The following is an 18,557-nucleotide window of genomic DNA, read 5'->3' as shown; positions in this document are numbered from 1 at the left end:
CCTGTCGCCCCGGCAGCACCACGTCCTACACTGCGCACGCCGATCCGGGGCAGGGCGCCGCGGAGGTTGCTGGAGTCTGCCAATGCAATACCGTCGTCTGGGGTCCACCGGGCTGCAGCTGTCGGCCCTGTCGTTCGGGGCCTGGGTCACCTTCGGCAAGCAGATCGGGCGCAGCGAAGCGCGCAACCTGATTGCCGCCGCCTGGGACAACGGCATCAATTTCTTCGACAACGCCGAGGTCTACGCACGCGGCCGCGCCGAAGAGGTGATGGGCGATGTGATCGCCGACCTGCGCCTGCCGCGCGATGGTTACTGCGTGTCGAGCAAGGTGTTCTTCGGCGCGGTGGACAGCCCGCGCCCGACCCAGCGCGGACTCTCGCGCAAGCATGTCACCGACGCCTGCCATGCCGCGCTCAAGCGCCTGCGCGTGGACTATCTGGACCTGTACTTCTGCCACCGGCCCGATCCGGACACGCCGATCCGCGAAACCGTGCGCAGCATGGATGCCCTGATCCGCCAGGGCAAAGTGTTGTACTGGGGCACCTCCGAGTGGAGCGCCGAGCAGTTGCGCGAGGCCATCAGCATCGCCGGGCAGGAACACCTGCACGCTCCGGCGATGGAGCAACCGCAGTACAACCTGCTGCACCGCGACCGGCTGGAGCGCGAATACGCGCCGCTGTGCGAGGGCGGGCTGGGTACCACGATCTGGTCGCCGCTGGCCTCTGGCCTGCTGACCGGTAAGTACAACGCCGGCGTGGACGCGGACAGCCGCCTCGGCCAGCCTGGCAATCAGTGGCTGCAGGACGAAGTGCTGGGCGCACCGGAAGCGCGCCGCCTGGAACGTGCCCGCACCTTCTGCGCGTTGGCCGCCGAGCTGGGCCAGTCGCCCGCGCGCCTGGCGATCGCCTGGTGCCTGCGCAACCCGCACGTGTCCACGGTGATCCTGGGGGCCAGCCGGGTCGCGCAGCTGGAAGAAAATCTCGGCGCGCTGGAGACCCTGACCCAGGTCGATGCCGACGGTTGGGCACGGGTGGAGGCGGCGACGCGCTGAGGAATGCCCCATGCGGTGGGTGCAAGTGCGGGACGGTTGGCTGCGACGCTTTTTCGTCGGGCGCTTCAAAACAAGCGAGAAGCCGCATCTGACCGGTCGTGCACGTCAGCCAAATCCATGCATCGCAAGGTGCTGCCGTCCGCTCAGTCCTCGCGCTTGCCCAGCGTAGTCCTCACCACCGATGTGATCAGCAAGGCCACGAGCTCTGCACGGAAAACCCCAATCAGAAATCGCGGCTGAATCTTTTCAATAGGATTGGTGAATCGAAATCGTCTGAACCATGCAAAGGTCGTGTCAAGAAGATGAGAATGGCTCTTGATCATTAAATGAGAATGGTTATTATTTGTCTGGCCAACCGACTGGAGATCCAGATCATGACCGCTCATCCCGTGCTGCTCCGCTCCGAACCGGTCAACCTGCGCGACCGTGCTGCTCCGCGCGCCGTCCCCGCAGAAGACCTCATCAGCAGCGAGGCGCTGCTCAAAGGCCGTCGCGAAGTGCTGATCCAGCATGGCGACCGGGTCTATCGCCTGCGCCACACCAGCAACGACAAGCTCATCCTGACCAAGTAAGTTTTTACCCTCCGATTCCGCGCAGTGGCGCCGGGGATCGGGTTGTCTGCCGCGGGCGTTGCCGCCGCCGTCCGCGCATCCCACGCTCTTTCCCGGCGGCCGGTCGCGGCCTAGTCTGCAGCACACGCTGCCGGGAACTTCCCTCAAAGGTTCCCGATGATTCGCCTGCATCCGCTGGTGGTCGCGCTGTCGCTTGCGCTGCCCGCTCTTCCGTTGAGTGCCCACGCTGCCGACCTTGCCGCCAATGGTGACGCCGCGCGTGAGGTCCACGACTTCGACCGCTTGCAGGTGACCGCCACGCGCACCCAGCGTGCCCTGGTCGATGTGCCGAGCACCGTGGATGTGATCGATCGCGAACAACTGGACAACCAACTGGTGCGCGAGCTCAAGGATCTGTTCCGCTACACGCCCGGCGTGTCGGTGACCAGCACCAGCGGCCGCTTCGCCGGCGCCAACGGCATCCGCATCCGCGGGCTGGACGGCAACCGCGTGGCGATCCTGGTCGACAACGTCCCGGTGTCTGACACCTTCAGTTTCGGCAGCTACCTCAACGCCAACCGCAACTTCGTCGATCTGGAAACGCTCAAGCGCGTCGAAGTGGTGCGCGGGCCGGCCAGCTCCCTGTACGGCTCCGACGCGCTGGGTGGCGTGGTGGCTTTCGTCACCAAGGATCCATCCGATTACCTGAGTGCCGACAAGCGCAGCTATGTCGGCCTGAAGTTCGGCTACGAAGGCGACTGGAACGGCCTGTTCGCCGGTGCCACCGGCGCGTTCGGCGGCGAGCGCTGGAGCGGCATGGTGGCGGTCAGCCATCGCCAGGGCCAGGAAGCACAGAACCAGGGCGACAACCGCAGCCGCGATTTCACCCGTACTGCGGCCAACCCGCAGCGCATCGATGGCCGCAGCGTGCTGGCCAAGCTGGTGTACGCGCCCAGCGCGCAGCAGCGCTTCAAGCTCACCGTGGAAGGCAACGAAGACTATGGCAGCATCGAGGCGTTGACCGGCATCGACCCGCGCGTGACCACGCCATCGCTGCGCATCCTGTCGCAGGACGGACGCGACCATCAGACCCGCGCGCGCGTCTCGCTGCGCCACGAGCTGGATGCATTGGATTGGGCGCTGGCCGACGACCTGCAGTGGCAGCTGTATCGCCAGGACAGCGAGAGCCTGCAGCGTACCGACGAGCTACGCGGCAACAACACCCGCCGTCATAACGAACACAACTTCGATCAGCGCGTGTACGGCCTGCTGGTCAACGCGCACAAGACCATCGACACCGGCACGCTCAGCCACGACATCACCTATGGCCTGGACGGCACCTGGACCGACACCCGCGCCAAGCGCGATGGCTACTCGGTCAATCTGGCCAATGGCGCAATCACCAACCGCGTCGGTCAGGACGTGTTCCCGGTGCGCGATTTTCCCAAGAGCGAGACCACCAAGCTCGGGCTGTATGCGCAGGACGAGATCCGCCTGTTCGATGGCCAGCTGTCGCTGACGCCCGGGGTGCGCGTGGATTACTTCCGGCTGTCGCCGCAGGTGGACGACATCTTTCGCGAAGACAATCCCGGCGTTGCCGCCGAGACCATCGACGAGACCCAGGTGTCTCCCAAGTTCGGTGCGGTGTGGCGGTTTTCGGACGCGTGGTCGGCGTATGCCAATTACGCACACGGCTTCCGCGCGCCGCCGTACAACGACGTCAACATCGGCTTCACCAATCTGCAGGCGCGCTACACCGCCATCGCCAATCCGGATCTGAAATCGGAGACCAGCCGCGGTGGCGAACTCGGGCTGCGTTTCAATGATGCAGTCGGCTATCTCGGTGTCAGCGTGTACTACACCGACTACCGCAACTTCATCGAATCGTATGCGCCGGCCGGCTTCAATGCCGAAGGGCTGATGCTGTTCCAGTCGCGCAACGTGGACGATGTGGTGATCAAGGGTGCCGAAGCGCGCGGCGGAATCGACCTGGGCGCGCTGGCCGGCTGGCAGGGTTGGTCGCTCAACAGCGCCGTGGCGTATGCGGAAGGCGACAATCTCACCGACGACACCCCGCTCAACTCGGTCGACCCGCTGCGCGGCACGCTCGGCGTGGCCTTCGACAGCGATGCCTGGGGCGCGGAGCTGATCGGCACCTTCGTCGCGCGCAAGCGTCGCCCGCAGCTGGACAGCTATTACACCCCGGCCGGCTACGCCACGCTGGACCTGATGGGGCATTGGCAGTTCGCACCCGGTGCCAAGGTCACCGCCGGCATCTTCAATCTCGCCGACCGCCGCTATGTGGACTGGAATGCGCTGCCCAACGGTACGCTGGCCAGCAGCACGGTGCTCGATCGCTTCACCGGCGCCGGGCGCACCGCCTCGGTCAGCCTGGCGGTGAGCTGGTAGCGGCCATGCCCATCGCCCGCCCGCTGCCGTCGTTGTCGCATGCACGTGCCACCCGCGCAGCGCTGCCGCGTCCGCAGCAGTTGGCGGCGTTGGGCACGGTGCTGTGCCTGTACCGGCCCGCATTGGGCAACGAACTGGATGGTTGGCAGCATGCGGTGGATGCGGCGGCGTGCCGGCAGGTCGACAGCGATGGCGTGCGTGAGAGCATCTGGTTCTTCGATGCCGAGGGGCAGTGCTGCTGGCGCATCTGCCTGCTGCCTGACAGCGATTTCCTGATCTGGGATCGCCTGGTCTCGCGGCTGCCGCCGTTGCCGATGGAAACCCATGAGCTGGGCGTCGGCGAGCGGCTGTGGCGTCGTCTGGCCGGGCGCATGCGTGGGGAGGCGTGGCGATTGAGCGCATTGCGCCTGCAGGCGGCCGCCGCCCGCGAGCAACCGTTTGTCGCCAGCCTGGCGACCGTGTCGGCGCTGGGCGCGGAAGTTGCCGCACGCCTGGCGCGCGAAGAGGGCATCGACGGCCGCGTGGCGGTGGACGATTGCTGCTGCGCGCGCGCTGCCGCCTTGCGCACGGCCTCCGCCACATCCAGCAACAACAACCCATCCGGCATGACCACGTCGCTGGTGCGCCTGCGCCGCTGACGTCTCCCACCACTCCCGAGAGCTACGATGAGCCGAACGTTTTCCCGTTGTATCGCACTGACGCTGAGCCTGTTGCCGTTGATTGCCGCCGCCGACGCCCAGCGCGATCGGCAGAGCATCCTGGCGATGCAGGGCGAATACGCAGTGGACTTTGCCTTCGACGAGACGGTGTTGCTCAAGCCCGGTTACGAGCGTGCATCGGCCATGCGCAGCGGCGCCAGCGAAGTGGTGATCGTGGTGGAGGATTCACCGCGCAAGCTGGTGTTGCAGCATCTGCTGGTCGACGAGAAGAGCAGGCATGTGACCAAGCATTGGCGGCAGGACTGGATCTACGAGGCGCCGCAGCGTTTCGAATTCAGCGCCGATCAGACCTGGACGGTGCATGCGCTGCCCCCGGCAGTCACCGCCGGCGCCTGGACCCAGTGCGTCTACGAGGTCAGCGACGCGCCACGCTATTGCGGCACCGGTCGCTGGGACTATGCCGACGGCCATCCCACCTGGACCAGCGACCTGAGCTGGCGCCCGTTGCCGCGCCGCGAGTACACCAAGCGCAGCGACTACAACGCGCTCGCGGTGATCAATCGCCACACGCTCACGCCCAACGGCTGGACCCACGAACAGTTCAACACCAAGGTACTGCGCAAGCCCGACGGCAGCCAGGAAGCGATCGCGCGCGAGTTCGGCTTCAACGATTACCGCAAGACCACCGAGGTCGACTTCGCCCCGGCCTATGCGTACTGGAAGGGCACCCAAGGCTACTGGGCCAAGGTGCGCACGCGCTGGGCAAGGTTCCTCGATACGCCCCCCGGCCTGCATCTGAAAACCAAGCCGGACGGCATGGCGATGATCATGCCGATGTTCCAGCAGGCCGAGGCGGTGCAGAACGGCAAGCGGATCAAGGACGCGCAGTTGGACGCGGTGTTCGCGCAGTGGGTCGAACCGGCGAACTAGGCACCCGCATGCCGTAGGAGCGCACCCGGGCGCGACGTGGCATTCCCGAAAAGGCCCATCGCGCCGCAGGACGCTCTTGCGAGGTCGCGCCCGGGTGCGCTCCTACGAGCGAGACGGCGGGGCGCCCAGAGCGATGGGGCCAAGGTGCGCACGCGCTGGGCCAGGCTGCTCGATACGCCCCCGGCCTGCATCCGAAAACCAAGCAGGACGCGGTGTTCGCGCAGTGGATCAAACCGGCGAATTAGCCACCCGCATGCCGTAGGAGCGCACCCGGGCGCGACGTGGCATTCCTAAAAAAGCCCATCGCGCCGCAGGACGCTCTTGCGAGGTCGCGCCCGGGTGCGCTCCTACGAGCGAGACGGCTGGACGGGCGCCCAGAGCGATGGGGCCAAGGTGCGCACGCGCTGGGCCAGGTTGCTCGATACGCCGCCCCGGCCTGCGTCCGAAAACCAAGCAGGACGCGGTGTTCGCGCAGTGGGTCGAACCGGCGAATTAGCCACCCGCATGCCGTAGGAGCGCACCCGGGCGCGACGTGGCATTCCCGAAAAGGCCCATCGCGCCGCGGGACGCTCACGCGAGGTCGCGCCCGGGTGCGCTCCTACCGGCGAGACGGCGCTTGGTCGTTATTCCTTGAACATCAGGAATGCCGCGACCAGGATCAAGCCGAATGCGGCCCAGTGATTCCACTTCAACGACTGGCCCAGGTAGAAGGTCGAGAAGCCGGCGAACACCAGCAGCGTGATCACTTCCTGCATGCCCTTGAGCTGCGGCGCCGAGTACACCGCGCTGCCCAGGCGGTTGCCCGGTACCTGCAGGCAGTATTCGAAGAACGCGATGCCCCAGCTGACCAGGATCGCGATCATCAGCGGCGTGCTCTTGTACTTCAGATGCCCGTACCAGGCAAAGGTCATGAACACGTTGCTGGCGATCAGCAACAGCACCGGATACAGATAGGCAGTGAAGGGGGCGGTAGGCATGACGGCAGACGGCAGGTAAGGGGCCGGCAGCATAAGCCAGCCCCGTTAAGCGCACGCGACCGTGCCGATGAGCCCGGCACGCGGGCTCAGGGCGTTGGTGGCCGGCGCAACACGTTCATCTGCAGCGTGGCCAGGCAAAACGCCTGGCCACGCATCGCTGCGCTCGCAGCGCCTGCGGTCATCCCGCTAGCGCTGCATGCCCCAGCGGCGCACGGTCAGCCGCTCGATCGCCTGGAACACCACGCCCTCCACCAACAGGCCCAGCACGATTACCATCGCCAGGCCGGCGAACACGCGGTCGGTATACAGCTCGTTGCGGTTCTGGAAGATGTACCAGCCCAGGCCGCCCTGGCCGGAGGTGGCGCCGAACACCAGCTCGGCGGCGATCAGCGTGCGCCAGGCGAAGGCCCAGCCGATCTTCAGCCCGGACAGGATCGCCGGCAGCGCGGCGGGAATCAGCAGCTGCGCCACGTAGCGCGGCCCACGCAACCCGTAATTGCGCCCGGCCATGCGCAGCGTTTCCGGCACGGCCTGGAAACCGGCGTAGGTGGTCAGCGCCAGCGGCCACAGCACCGAATGCACCAGCACAAACACCAGGCTGCCGGTGCCCAGGCCGAACCACAGCAAGGCCAGCGGCAGCAGCGCGATCGCCGGCAGCGGATTGAACATGGCGGTCAACGTGCCGAGCACGTCGCGGCCCCAGCGCGTGGAAGCGGCCAGCGCGGTCAGCACGAAGGCCAGCACCACGCCGAGCGCATAGCCCTGCGCCAGTACGCGCAGCGAAGCGCCCACGCGGCGCAGCAGCTCGCCGGACAGCAGTCCGTCGTAGAACGCGCGTGCGGTCTGCAGCGCGCTGGGCAGCATCAGATCGTCGCCGACCACGCGTGCGGCGATCTCCCACACCGCCACCAGCATCACCAGCACCAGCGCCTTGCGTAGCCACGGCGGTGCCTGCCAGCGCGTCGGCGCGGCGGCTGCAACCAATGCCGGGTCCAGCGGCTGCAGGGCGACTTCGTACTCGGCCCGCACCGGTGGCAGTGGCGGCAGCGCGGTGGCGTTGCTGCGGCTCATGGCAGCGCCTCGCGTTGGCGCTCGGCCGGGCGACGCAGCGGCGCCACCTTGGCGTCTTCCAGGGCGTCGTCGGGCAGGTCGAACAGCAGCCGATGAATGCGCTGCGCAGTCTGCTGGAATGCCACGCTACCGGCGCTGTGCGGGCCGAACGCATGCGCGTTGAGCTCGGCGCGCACCTGGCCCGGATGCGGCGACAACAGCAGCACGCGATTGCCGACCACCAACGCCTCCTCGATCGAATGGGTGACGAACAACAAGGTGAAGCGCGATTGCTCCCACAGCTCCAGCACCTGCTCCTGCATGCGCGAACGCGTCAGCGCATCGAGTGCGGCGAACGGCTCGTCCATCAGCAACACGCGCGGCCGCATCGCCAGCGCGCGTGCAATCGCCACGCGTTGCTTCATGCCGCCGGACAAGGTGTGCGGGTAGGCCTGGGCAAACGCGCTCAGCCCGACCTGCGCCAGGCTGTCGTCGGCACGTTCGCGCGCCTCGGCGCGCGACAGCCTGCGGGCTGCGCGCAGGCCGAACACCACGTTCTCGCGTACGGTCTTCCAGGGCGCCAGCTGGTCGAATTCCTGGAAGACGACGACCCGGTCCGGCCCCGGCCCGGTGACCGCCTTGCCATCCAGACGGATCTGCCCCTCGCGCGGGGTGACGAAGCCGGCCACCGCCTTGAGCAGGGTGGATTTGCCGCAACCCGAAGGCCCCAGCAGCACGAAGCGATCGGCTTCATGCACATCGAAGCGCACGCGATGGGTGGCGCGCACCACGCGTTGCGCCGAGGCGTATTCCAGGCTGACGTGATCGACCTGCAGCAATGGTGTGGACGGACTCATCGCTCAGCTCCCGCCCGCAATCAGCGGATCGTCGAAGAAGTAGTCGCCCAGCTTGCTCGGGGTCTGCTTGATCGCGCCGCTGTGCCGCATGAACTTGCCCAGCCCCAGCGTGTTCTGCGGCACCACGGTGAACTGCACTTTCGGGTCCTTGAGGATCTGCAGCACCAGCGCGCGATCGATGCTCGAGCCATTGCGACGCAGGAAGATATCCGCCGCCTGCTCCGGATGCGCGGTGACGAAGCGCGCGGCCTGATCCAGTGCCGCGACGAAGGCGCGATAGGTCTTGGGATTGTCGCGGCGGAATTTCTCGGTGGCATACAGCACGGTGGCCGAGGAGGGGCCACCTTCGATCTCGTAGGAACTGGTCACGATGTGCGCGGCCGGGTTGCGCGCCAGCTCCTGCTCCTGGAATGGCGGGCTGGCGAAATGCGCGGTGATCTCGGTGCGGCCACGGATGATTGCGGCGGCCGCGTCCGGGTGCGGCAAGGCGACCTGCAGCGGATCCAGCTGGTGGGTGCCCTTGTCGCCCCAGCGTTGCTGGGAGGCATGCTGCAGGAAACGCGACTGCACCGACACGCCGGTGGCCGGCACCGCGATGCGGTCCTGCGGGGTGAAATCGCCGATGCTCCTGATGCGCGGATTGTTGCTGATCAGGTAGTACGGGAAGTTGCCCAGCGACGCCACGCCGCGCACGTTCTGGCGGCCATGCGTGCGGTCCCAGATGGTGAACAACGGCCCGACGCCGGCACCGGCGATATCGATCGAACCGGTCAGTAGGGCATCGTTGACGGCCGCGCCACCGGACAGCTGCAGGAACTGCACGTCGATGTCCACGCCGGCGGCCTTGCCCTGCTGCTCGATCAGCTTCTGATCCTGCGCCACGTCCAGCAACAGATAGACGATGCCGAACTGTTTGGCGATGCGCAGCTTTCCTTCGGCCTGCGCATGCGCGCTGTGCAGCAACGGCAATGCGGCCAGGAGCAGCAGCGCGACACGTCGGGAAAAACGTCGGCGCTGAGGACGTGCGTGAGAGTTGACGGTCAAACGCATGCGGCGCTCCAGTCGAGGGGGGAGGAAGAAGGCGCGTTTCCCAGCGCATTACGTGTTGCGAAACGCGCGCGAGGCAGCACCTTGGCTAGAACGGCGCATCGCCTTCGATGGTGGTGCGGTTGAGCCGGCGACGCAGATGATCGGGCGTGCCGGCGGCCAGATGCGTGACCGAGCGGTTGTCCCAGAACACCATGTCGTGCGGCTGCCAGCGATGCCGATACACCAGCGCATCGCCGGTGCTGTGTTCAAACAGGGCCTGCAGCAGCGCAGCACTTTCGTCGTCGGGCAAGCCGACGATGCGGGTGGTGAAATGCTCGCTGACAAACAGCGCTTTCTGGCCGGTTTCCGGATGGGTGCGCACGATCGGATGCTGCACCGGCTTCACTTCGGCAATCTGCTCCGGCGTCAGCGCCGGGCGCCACGGATTGCGCGCACGCAGTTCTTCGTACTTGGCCAGATAGCTGTGCTCGGCACGCAGGTCCTGCACCGCGTGCTTGAGCGCGTCGGGCAGGGTCTGCCAGGCCAGGTGCTGGTTGGCGAACAAGGTGTCGCCGCCTTCGCTGGGCAGTTCCTGCGCATGCAACAACGATCCCAGGCTGGGGGTGTCCTTGTACGACAGGTCCGAGTGCCAGTAGTGGCCGGCATCGCCCAGACCGATCGGCTCGCCGTTCTCCTTGATGTTGGATACCACCAGCACTTCCGGATGTCCTTGCAACTGGAAGTTGCGCAGCACATGGATCTGCAACGGGCCGAAGCGACGGCTGAAAGCGACCTGCTGCGCCGGTGTGATGCGTTGCTCGCGGAACACCAGCACGTGGTAGTCCAGATGCGCCTGATGGATGCGCGCAAAGGTGTCTGCATCCGGTGGCTGTGACAGATCCAGGCCGATCACTTCGGCGCCCAGCGGGGCATCGAACGGTACGATCCGGACACTGGAAGAATGCTCTGTGGAAACCGCATCGCGCGGCGGCTGCGCACGCGCAGCGGAAGTGACGCTGGCCATGACGGTGGCACCTCGACGGCAACGGATGGCCGCCTGGGCCGGCGGCCGGACACACCACTGTAGGCAGTCCGGTCGCCGCTGCGAACGTACGATTGGCAAGGTGCTTATGCGCTGCCGGTATATGCAGCGGTGTGACGGAACGCGGACGGGCGACGCCTGCGCGCCGCCCGTCCGCGGGTTCAACCGACCCGGCCTTAATCGGTCCGCAGTGCCAACGCCGGTGGCGTGGACAGGATGCGTCGCGTGCCCGACCAGCCGGCCAGCAGGCTCAGCGCAAGGCCAAACGCGCCGCCGAGCAGCAGGCGCGGCCAGTCCGGCGTCAATGCGATCTCGAACGCCTTTTGCCCGACCACCGCACCGATCACCGCGGCGGCGGTCACCGCCAGCGTCGCCGCCAGCAGACCGAGCGCGCCGAACTCCACCAGCACCGCACCACGCAACTGGCCGCGCCGCGCGCCCAGCGTGCGCAGCACCGCGCTGTCATAGCGACGCTCGCCGGCGGTGGCCTGCAAGGCCGCCAGCAGCACCAGCACGCCGGCCAGCAGGCTGAAACCCATCACCAGTTGCACCGCCTGCGCCACCTGGTCGATCACCTCGCGTACGCGGCCGAGGATCGCATCGATGTCCAGCACCGAAATGTTGGGGTAGTCGCGGCTCAGCGCCGCCAGCTTGGGTGCATTGCCGGGCGGCAGGTGGAAGCTGGAAATCAGGTTGTACGGCGCATCGCCGACCGAGCCCTGGTTGAGCAGTAGGAAGAAATTGACCCGGAACGAGTCCCAGTCGGCCTTGCGGATGCTGGTGACGGTGAAGCTGCGCTGCTGCTCGCCCAGCAGCAGGGTGATGCGGTCGCCCAGTTTGAGCTGATACCGCTGCGCCCAGCCTTCTTCCACCGAGGCCTCCGGCGCGGTGCTGTCGGCCGCCCAGAACTTGCCTTCCAGCAAGGTGTTTGCCGGCGGAAATGCATGCCGCCAGGAGAAATTGACCGGCCGGTTGTCGCCGTCGCCATCGTCGGCCGGATCGCGGTCGCCGCGCAGTGGCGGCTTGTCGTTGATCGCCACCAGGCGCCCGGTCGAAAACGGCTCCACGGCCGCATCCTGCACACCCAGGCCGCGCAGCGTCTGCAGCACCGGTTCGGTCTGCTCGGGCTGGATATTCATCAGGAAATAGTTGGGCGTGTCCGCCGGCAGCCGATCGCGCCATTGCCCGAGCAGGCCGGGGCCGACCACCGCCAGCAATAGCAGCGCGCACAACGACAGCGACAGCCCGACCAGCTGCACCACGCTCAGCCCGCGGCGCCGCGTCAGCGAGGCCAGGCCCAGCTTCCAGGCGCCGCGCAGGCGGTGCTGGATCGGCCGCAGCAGGGCCAGCAGACCCAGTCCCAGCGCCATCGCCACCAGCGCCAATGCGGCCAGGCCACCCAGCACCCAGCCGGCCAGCACCAGGTTGCCGGTCGCGTACACGGTCAGCGCCAACGTGGCCGCCAATGCCGCGGCGTAGACCAGCAAGGAACTCGGCGGCACCGCGGCAAAGCTGCGGTTGAGCACGCGCATTGGCGGCACGTTGCGCAGCCGCAGCAGCGGCGGCAGGCCGAAGCCCAGCAACAGCACCAGGCCGATGCCTGCGCCCGCCAGGGCAGGGGTGGCCTGCGGCAGCGGCAGCCGGTTCGGGATCAGGCTGCCCAGCGCCTGCACCAGGCCTTCCTGCGCGAGCATGCCTAAGCCGATACCGACCAGGCAGGCAGGGATCGCGGTCAACAGCAATTGCAGCGACAGCATCGCCAGGATGTCGCGCTGACGTGCGCCCAGGCAGCGCAACACCGCCACGGTGTCGATACGCCGCATCGCAAAGCGGTTGGCTGCCAAGGCAGTCGCCACACCTGACAACAGCACCGCCAGCAACGCCGACAGGGCCAGAAAGCGCCCCGCGCGATCGAACGCCGCGCGCATGCCGCGCTGGGTGTCCTCGATGCCGACCAGGCGGTATTCGCTGGCGCGCGGTTTCAGCCAGGCACGCAAGTCGGCGATGGCCTCCGGCGCGCCGGAGAACATCAGCCGATACGAAGCGCGACTGCCCGGGCCGAGCAGGCCGGCACCAGCGATATCGGCGCGATTGACCAGCAGCGGCGGCGACAGCTGCATCAGCTCGCCGGAGGCATCCGGTTCGGCACGCAGCACGCCGGTGATGGTGAGATGGCCGGCGCCGAATTCCAGCTGTTCGCCCACGCGCAGGCCCAGGGCCTCCAGCAGGCGGGGATCGGCATAGGCCTGGCCCGGCGGCGGTGCGCCCGCAGGCTTGCCCTGCATGCCGGCACTGTCCGCGGACACCAGCAATTGCCCACGCAGCGGGTAGCCCGCGCCGACCCCGCGGATATTGGCCATCTGGCTGGCGTCGCCATGGAACAGCACGCTGGGGAAGCTGACCATGCGCGTGCTCTGCAAGCCACGCCGCTGCGCTTCCGCGGCGAAGTCGGCCGGAATCTCCTGGCGGCCGGTCACGCCCAGATCGCCACCGAGCACCTCGGCCGCGCTGGAGGTCAGCGCCAGGGTCACCCGATCGACCAGCGTGCCGACGGCCGTCATCACTGCCACGCCCAGTACCAGCGCGGCAAACACGGTCAGCAGGTCGCCGGCCAGGAATTCGCGGCGCACCGCGCGCGCGGCTTGGCGCAGCACGTTCATGCGGCCGAACCGGGCTGGGCGTGCAGGCGGCCGCTGTCGATGCGGTAGATGTGGTTGCAGCGCTGCGCCAGCGTCATGTCGTGGGTCACCAGCACCAGGGTGGTATCGCTGGTGGCATTGAGCGCAAACAGCAGGTCGCTGATCTGCGCGCCGGTGGCCTGGTCCAGGCTGCCGGTGGGCTCGTCGGCAAACAGGATGCGCGGTTTGGCCACGAAGGCGCGTGCCAGCGCCACACGTTGCTGCTCGCCGCCGGACAGCTGGCGCGGGTAGTGGCGCGCGCGCGCGCTCAGGCCCACCGCCTCCAGCACCTCGCGCACCCGCGCCGGGTCCTCGCGCCCGGCCAGTTCCAGCGGCAGTGCGATGTTTTCTTCGGCGGTGAGTGCCGGCAGCAGATGGAAGCTCTGGAACACGAAGCCCACCTCGCGCGCGCGCAGGGCGGCACGCGCCTCTTCGTCCAACTGGCCCAGCTGCTGGCCGGAGAGCGCGATGCTGCCGCGGCTGGGCAGGTCCAGCCCGGCCAGCAGGCCGAGCAGGGTGGTCTTGCCCGAGCCGGACGCGCCGACGATGGCGATACTGTCGCCTTCACTGACCGTCACGCTGATGTTGTCGAGGATGTGGAGTGTTCCCTCCGGTCCGCTGACGGACTTGCCGACCTCGCGGACGTCGATGGCGGTGCGGGTGCTGGAGCGGGGGGCCAGACTGTCGATGAGGAATCTCCGAATGCGTGAAAGAACACTGCGATATGGCGCGCTGGTCCTGTGGCTGCTGACACTGTCCCTGCTTGCGCCGGGAATTGCCTCTGCCAAAAGTCCGGTGGCGACCGCACCGATCCTGGTGGTCGGCGACAGCCTGAGCGCTGCGCACAACATCCCGGTGCAGTCCGGCTGGGTCACCTTGCTGGACCAACGCCTCAAGCGTGACATGGCGACGCCACCGGCGGTCGTCAATGCCAGCATCAGCGGCGAAACCACCTCCGGTGCGCTGACGCGGCTGCCCGGCCTGCTGCAGAAGCACCGCCCCGGCGTGGTGGTGATCGAACTCGGCGGCAACGATGCGCTACGCGGCCTGACCCCGGCCCAGCTCAAGGGCAACCTGGAAAAGATGATCCAGCTCAGCCAGCAGGCCGGGGCGAAGGTGCTGTTGTTGGGCATCGATGTGCCGCCCAACTACGGCCCCGCCTACCGCGAGCGCCTGAAGGCGAGCTACGCCGACCTGTCCAGGCAGTACAAGACCGCCTTGGTGCCGTTTTTCCTGGAAAAGGTCGCGCTGCAGCCAGGCCTGATGCAGGCAGACGGCCTGCATCCCACTGCCGCTGCCCAGCCCAGGGTGCTGGAAACGGTGTGGCCGGCGCTGCGTCCGTTGCTCGGGCGCTGACAACCGGCGGCCACCGCGCACCGTCACAGAACGTTAGTTGGTCTTCACGCCCTTTCCACTGCCGATCCGGCATGTTTCACAAAGCTGAAGACCGAGGAAAGTCCATGCGTCAGACCAAGGAAACGTCCGGCCTCGTGCTGGTCGTCGAAGACAACCGCAATATCTCTGAAATGATCGGCGAGTACCTGGAAGGCCGTGGCTTCGAGGTCGACTATGCGCAGGACGGACTCGACGGCTACCGTCTGGCCGCCGAGAACAGCTACGACGTGGTCGTGCTGGATCTCATGCTGCCACGTCTGGACGGCATCGAAGTGTGTCGCCGCCTGCGTAACGACGCACGCAAGTCCACCCCGGTACTGATGCTGACCGCCCGCGACACGCTGGACGACAAGCTCACCGGTCTGGGTTTCGGTGCCGACGACTACCTGACCAAGCCGTTTGCGATCCAGGAACTGGAAGCGCGCCTGCGTGCCCTGATCCGCCGCGAGCGCCGCCAGGTCGGTTCGGAAGTGCTCAAGGTCGCCGACCTGGTGCTCGATCCGGTCAGCATGCGCGCCACCCGCGCCGGCACCGAGCTGCAGCTCTCGCCGATCGGCCTGCGCCTTCTCACCATCCTGATGCGCGAGTCGCCGCGGGTGGTCACCCGCCAGGAAATTGAGCGCGAGATCTGGGGCAACGGGTTGCCGGATTCGGACACCCTGCGCAGCCATCTGTACAACCTGCGCAAGATCATCGACAAGCCGTTCGACCGTCCGTTGCTGCACACCGTGCAGAGCGCCGGCTACCGCATCGCCGACATCGCCCAGCCGATGGCCTGATGTCACCGGCCGGCCGCCGTTCTGGCGGCCGGTCACCTCCTTTAGGCGCCCACGCGCCTGTCGCTTCCGCGTGCTGCCGTCTGGCTGCACGACGGGCTTACGGAAGCGTTGCCTATAATCCGGCGCTCTCCCCTGGATGCAGCAATGCCGCACGGGCTTCCACGAAAAATACGTCTCGCCTTCCTGCTGCAGGTCGCCCTGGCGAGCCTGGCGATCGTGCTGGGCGGCTATCTGCTGTCCTTCGTGATCAAGTACAGCCTGGTGCGCACCGTGCTTGCCGACGAGGCAGTGCATTTCTGGCGCCTGCACAAGAATGCGCCGAGCAATCCGCCGCCGAATACACGCAACATCCAGGGCTATTTTTCGCCCGCCGGCCAGGGCCGCGATCCTGCGCCCGCGGCGTTGCGGCAGTTGTCGCCGGGCTTCAGCGAAGTGGCCGCCGCCGACGCCCTGGTGTATGTCGATCAACGTCCGGAAGGGCGCTTGTACCTGGTGTTCCCACGCTCGCGCGCGGCGCACCTGACACTCTGGTTCGGGGTGGTGCCGGCGATGCTGGTGCTGCTGGCGATCTATGGCGTGTTCTGGGTGACCTACCGGATTTCCAAGCGGCTGGTCTCGCCGGTCAGCTGGCTGGCGCGGCGCGTGTCGCAGTGGGATCCGCGCAATCCCGATGTCGACGAACTGGCGCCGGAGCGGTTGCCTGCCGATCTGCAGGGTGAGACGCGGCAATTGGCCGCCGCGCTGCATGCGCTGGGGCAGAGGGTCAGCGATCATGTCGCACGGGAGCGCAATTTCACCCGCGATGCCAGCCATGAGCTGCGCACACCGTTGACGGTGATCCGGGTGGCCAGCGACATGGTGCTGGCCGACGACGAACTGTCGCAGCGCACCCAGCGCAGCCTGCGCCGGATCCAGCGTGCCGGCCGCGACATGGAAGCGGTGATCGACGCCTTCCTGATCCTGGCGCGCGAGGCCGAGATCGACCCGCAAAGCGAAACCTTCGATGCCGCCGAACTGGCCAGCGAGGAAGTCGACAGCGCCCGCGAACTGCTGGGCGACAAGCCGGTGTCCCTGACGATGGTTGGCGACCGCAGCCTGCAGATGTTCGCCCCGCCGCGGGTGATGCGGGTGGTGCTCAGCAACCTGCTGCGCAACGCCTGTGCCTATACCGACACCGGCAGCATCGAAGTGGAAGTCACCCAGGACCGCATCATCGTGCGCGACACCGGCATCGGCATGAGCGAGGAAGCGCGCGCGCGCGCATTCGAGCCGTTCTTCCGCGCCGATCCCACGCGCCCGCAGGGCACCGGTCTGGGCCTGTCGATCGTGCGCCGGCTGTGCGATCGCTTCGGCTGGCGGATCGAACTGCATAGCGAGTCCGGGGTCGGCACCTCGGTTGCAGTGGTGGTGGCCTGAGGTCGTGGTGGCGTTAGCGACATGCGGGTCGCCTGGAATCGTCTGCTGACGAGGCAGGCGCGCTGCATGCGCCTGGGGCGCTGTTTGCGGTTGCAATGATGGTGTTTTCCACTGCGCGGCATTGATCCCGCGCGCGGTGGCGATCCACCGCAGACGCCAGCTGCATCTGCGGGATCGCTTGCCGCAATTGATCGACCGATCTGGCAAGCGCCTCGCCAGATCGACCTGCAGGGCGCTACTTCTGCTCCAACACCGGGGCCACCGCCTTGCGCCAGATGGCGTAGCCATCGGCGGTCATATGCAGCATGTCCTGGCGAAACAGCTCGGCGCGTGGTTTGCCGTCGGTGTCGAGCATCGGCGTGTAGACGTCCACGTAGTCCACGTGCGGCAGCGGCGCGAGTGCGTCCTTGATCAGGCGGTTGGCAGTGACGATCGAAGGCAGCAGATGTGCACGCGACGGGCTGGGTTTGATCGACAGATAGCTGATGCGCGCGGTGGGCAGATCACGGCGGATGCGCTGCACGAATGCCAGCACGTCATCGCGCACCTGCTGCGGCGTGCGGCCGCTGTTGAGATCGTTGTCGCCGGCATACAGCACCACCTGGCGCGGCGCATACGGGATCACGATGCGGTCGGCGTACCAGGTGCTGTCGCGCACCTCCGAACCGCCGAAGCCGCGATTGATCACCGGCATGCCGGGGAAATCCTGGGCCAGCGTGTCCCAGAAACGGATCGACGAACTGCCGACGAAGACGATGCCGTGCTTGGGCGGCGGTTGTTGCGCATCACTGTCGGAAAAGCGCCGCATGTCGTCTTCCCAGGCGGCGTTGGACACCTGCGCCGGTATCTGTGGTGCGGTGTGCGGGGCGGCGGCGTGGACGTGGCCGGACAACAAGGCAAGCGCGCACAGCAGCGTGCGCAAGGGATGTTTGGTCATGCGAAAGAACCTGCGACAGTGAAGCGGACCACCATGGTGCGACAGGCTGGAAGCCGAGGGCAAACCGGCGGGCGTTCAGCGCCTGCCACGGGTTGCTCGCAGAGCCTGCCGCCGGGCCTGCACCGGCAATGTGGAAAAGATCGCGCCATGCGGCAGCATCTGACGGCCTTGCAGGCCCAACGCCAGCTGTTGCGGCACCTGGTCACGCCCTGGCGGCGCGCTGCACGACGGTGCAAGATTCGCACTTTCCCCAGCAGTGACCACGCCATGCGTTCGAGCCGTCCCCAGATATGCCCTTGCGGCCGGAAGCACTGACGCATGGCCGATCAACTGGGACACGTGCCACGCGGTCCGCGCCGCATGCTCAAGGCGGCGGTCTGGTCATGGCAGGGCCTGCGCGCGGCATGGCTGCACGAATCCTCGTTTCGGCTGGAGGTGTGCCTGGCGGTAGTGCTGCTGCCGCTGGGGCTGTGGCTTGGCCAGTCCGGCCTGGAACGCATTGCGCTGATCGCGCCGTTGCTGATCGTGCTGGCCGCCGAACTGCTGAACTCGGCCATCGAGGCGGTGATCGAACGTTACGGCCCCGAGCACCACGTGCTGGCCGGCCGCGCCAAGGACATGGGCTCGGCGGCGGTGTTCCTGCTGCTGATCAATGTGCTGCTGTGCTGGGGACTGATCCTGCTGCCGCGCTTGTTCTGAAGAGTGTGGGCTGCGCGACGCGCAGCCGCCAGTCGGCTTCTGTAGGCGACTGGATTGGCAGGTGCATGGAGACCTTCGTTGCGATGGGACGCACCGGA

At 67.1% G+C, this 18,557-nt stretch carries 17 protein-coding genes; 9 read left to right on the top strand and 8 right to left on the bottom strand.

Annotated features, from left to right (window positions below; translation table 11 throughout):
- Positions 1-82 precede the first annotated feature (82 nt).
- From GGR73_RS11990 to GGR73_RS11970, 5 genes are all read left to right on the top strand, one after another.
- Positions 83-1,051 (top strand): potassium channel beta subunit family protein, encoded by a 969-nt coding sequence (locus tag GGR73_RS11990; RefSeq protein ID WP_184457070.1) that lies wholly within the window; start codon positions 83-85, stop codon positions 1,049-1,051.
- Positions 1,052-1,383: 332 nt separating this feature from the next.
- Positions 1,384-1,623, top strand: coding sequence for a hemin uptake protein HemP (gene hemP / locus GGR73_RS11985; protein WP_024938306.1), 240 nt, complete (start codon positions 1,384-1,386; stop codon positions 1,621-1,623).
- A 156-nt stretch (positions 1,624-1,779) separates the two neighbouring features.
- On the top strand, positions 1,780-4,011 hold the full coding sequence (locus GGR73_RS11980; protein WP_184457068.1) for a TonB-dependent hemoglobin/transferrin/lactoferrin family receptor: 2,232 nt from the start codon (positions 1,780-1,782) through the stop codon (positions 4,009-4,011).
- 5 nt (positions 4,012-4,016) lie between these two features.
- Positions 4,017-4,649 carry a ChuX/HutX family heme-like substrate-binding protein gene (locus tag GGR73_RS11975; RefSeq protein ID WP_166771747.1) on the top strand — a complete coding sequence of 211 codons (633 nt, stop codon included), beginning with the start codon at positions 4,017-4,019 and terminating at the stop codon, positions 4,647-4,649.
- Between the two features lie 27 nt (positions 4,650-4,676).
- Positions 4,677-5,600 (top strand): DUF6607 family protein, encoded by a 924-nt coding sequence (locus GGR73_RS11970; protein WP_184457066.1) that lies wholly within the window; start codon positions 4,677-4,679, stop codon positions 5,598-5,600.
- Positions 5,601-6,223: 623 nt separating this feature from the next.
- Here GGR73_RS11970 and GGR73_RS11965 read toward each other — a convergent pair.
- From GGR73_RS11965 to GGR73_RS11935, 7 genes are all read right to left on the bottom strand, one after another.
- Positions 6,224-6,577, bottom strand: a complete 354-nt coding sequence (locus GGR73_RS11965; protein ID WP_024938302.1) for a DMT family protein — start codon at positions 6,575-6,577, stop codon at positions 6,224-6,226.
- 186 nt (positions 6,578-6,763) lie between these two features.
- Entirely contained in the window at positions 6,764-7,648 is an 885-nt protein-coding gene (locus GGR73_RS11960; protein ID WP_184457065.1) for an ABC transporter permease, read from the bottom strand.
- Positions 7,645-8,484 carry an ABC transporter ATP-binding protein gene (locus GGR73_RS11955; RefSeq protein ID WP_102252746.1) on the bottom strand — a complete coding sequence of 280 codons (840 nt, stop codon included), beginning with the start codon at positions 8,482-8,484 and terminating at the stop codon, positions 7,645-7,647. Before GGR73_RS11955 ends, GGR73_RS11960 begins: the two co-directional genes overlap by 4 nt.
- A 3-nt stretch (positions 8,485-8,487) precedes the next feature.
- Positions 8,488-9,534 carry an ABC transporter substrate-binding protein gene (locus GGR73_RS11950; RefSeq protein ID WP_184457063.1) on the bottom strand — a complete coding sequence of 349 codons (1,047 nt, stop codon included), beginning with the start codon at positions 9,532-9,534 and terminating at the stop codon, positions 8,488-8,490.
- A gap of 85 nt (positions 9,535-9,619) precedes the next feature.
- Entirely contained in the window at positions 9,620-10,537 is a 918-nt protein-coding gene (locus GGR73_RS11945; protein ID WP_184457061.1) for a TauD/TfdA dioxygenase family protein, read from the bottom strand.
- A 194-nt stretch (positions 10,538-10,731) separates the two neighbouring features.
- Positions 10,732-13,215, bottom strand: a complete 2,484-nt coding sequence (locus tag GGR73_RS11940; RefSeq protein ID WP_184457059.1) for an ABC transporter permease — start codon at positions 13,213-13,215, stop codon at positions 10,732-10,734.
- Positions 13,212-13,817 carry an ABC transporter ATP-binding protein gene (locus GGR73_RS11935; protein ID WP_345778024.1) on the bottom strand — a complete coding sequence of 202 codons (606 nt, stop codon included), beginning with the start codon at positions 13,815-13,817 and terminating at the stop codon, positions 13,212-13,214. Before GGR73_RS11935 ends, GGR73_RS11940 begins: the two co-directional genes overlap by 4 nt.
- A 103-nt stretch (positions 13,818-13,920) precedes the next feature.
- On the opposite strand from GGR73_RS11935, the gene GGR73_RS11930 reads away from it, so the two are divergent.
- The 3 genes from GGR73_RS11930 to GGR73_RS11920 all read left to right on the top strand — a co-directional run bounded on the left by GGR73_RS11930 (position 13,921) and on the right by GGR73_RS11920 (position 16,823).
- Positions 13,921-14,589, top strand: coding sequence for an arylesterase (locus GGR73_RS11930; protein WP_181106135.1), 669 nt, complete (start codon positions 13,921-13,923; stop codon positions 14,587-14,589).
- A gap of 104 nt (positions 14,590-14,693) precedes the next feature.
- Positions 14,694-15,407, top strand: coding sequence for a response regulator transcription factor (locus GGR73_RS11925; RefSeq protein ID WP_002811889.1), 714 nt, complete (start codon positions 14,694-14,696; stop codon positions 15,405-15,407).
- 144 nt (positions 15,408-15,551) lie between these two features.
- Entirely contained in the window at positions 15,552-16,823 is a 1,272-nt protein-coding gene (locus tag GGR73_RS11920; RefSeq protein WP_184457057.1) for a sensor histidine kinase, read from the top strand.
- A gap of 235 nt (positions 16,824-17,058) precedes the next feature.
- On the opposite strand, the gene GGR73_RS11915 is transcribed toward GGR73_RS11920, so the two are convergent.
- Positions 17,059-17,760, bottom strand: a complete 702-nt coding sequence (locus GGR73_RS11915) for an SGNH/GDSL hydrolase family protein (protein ID WP_104543800.1) — start codon at positions 17,758-17,760, stop codon at positions 17,059-17,061.
- Positions 17,761-18,078: 318 nt separating this feature from the next.
- On the opposite strand from GGR73_RS11915, the gene GGR73_RS11910 reads away from it, so the two are divergent.
- A complete protein-coding gene (locus tag GGR73_RS11910; protein ID WP_104608404.1) occupies positions 18,079-18,459 on the top strand; it encodes a diacylglycerol kinase in 381 nt (126 codons plus the stop codon).
- Positions 18,460-18,557: the final 98 nt, after the last annotated feature.

The organism is Xanthomonas sp. F14, from assembly GCF_014199865.1.
This window is presented reverse-complemented; position numbering and strand designations above follow the sequence as displayed.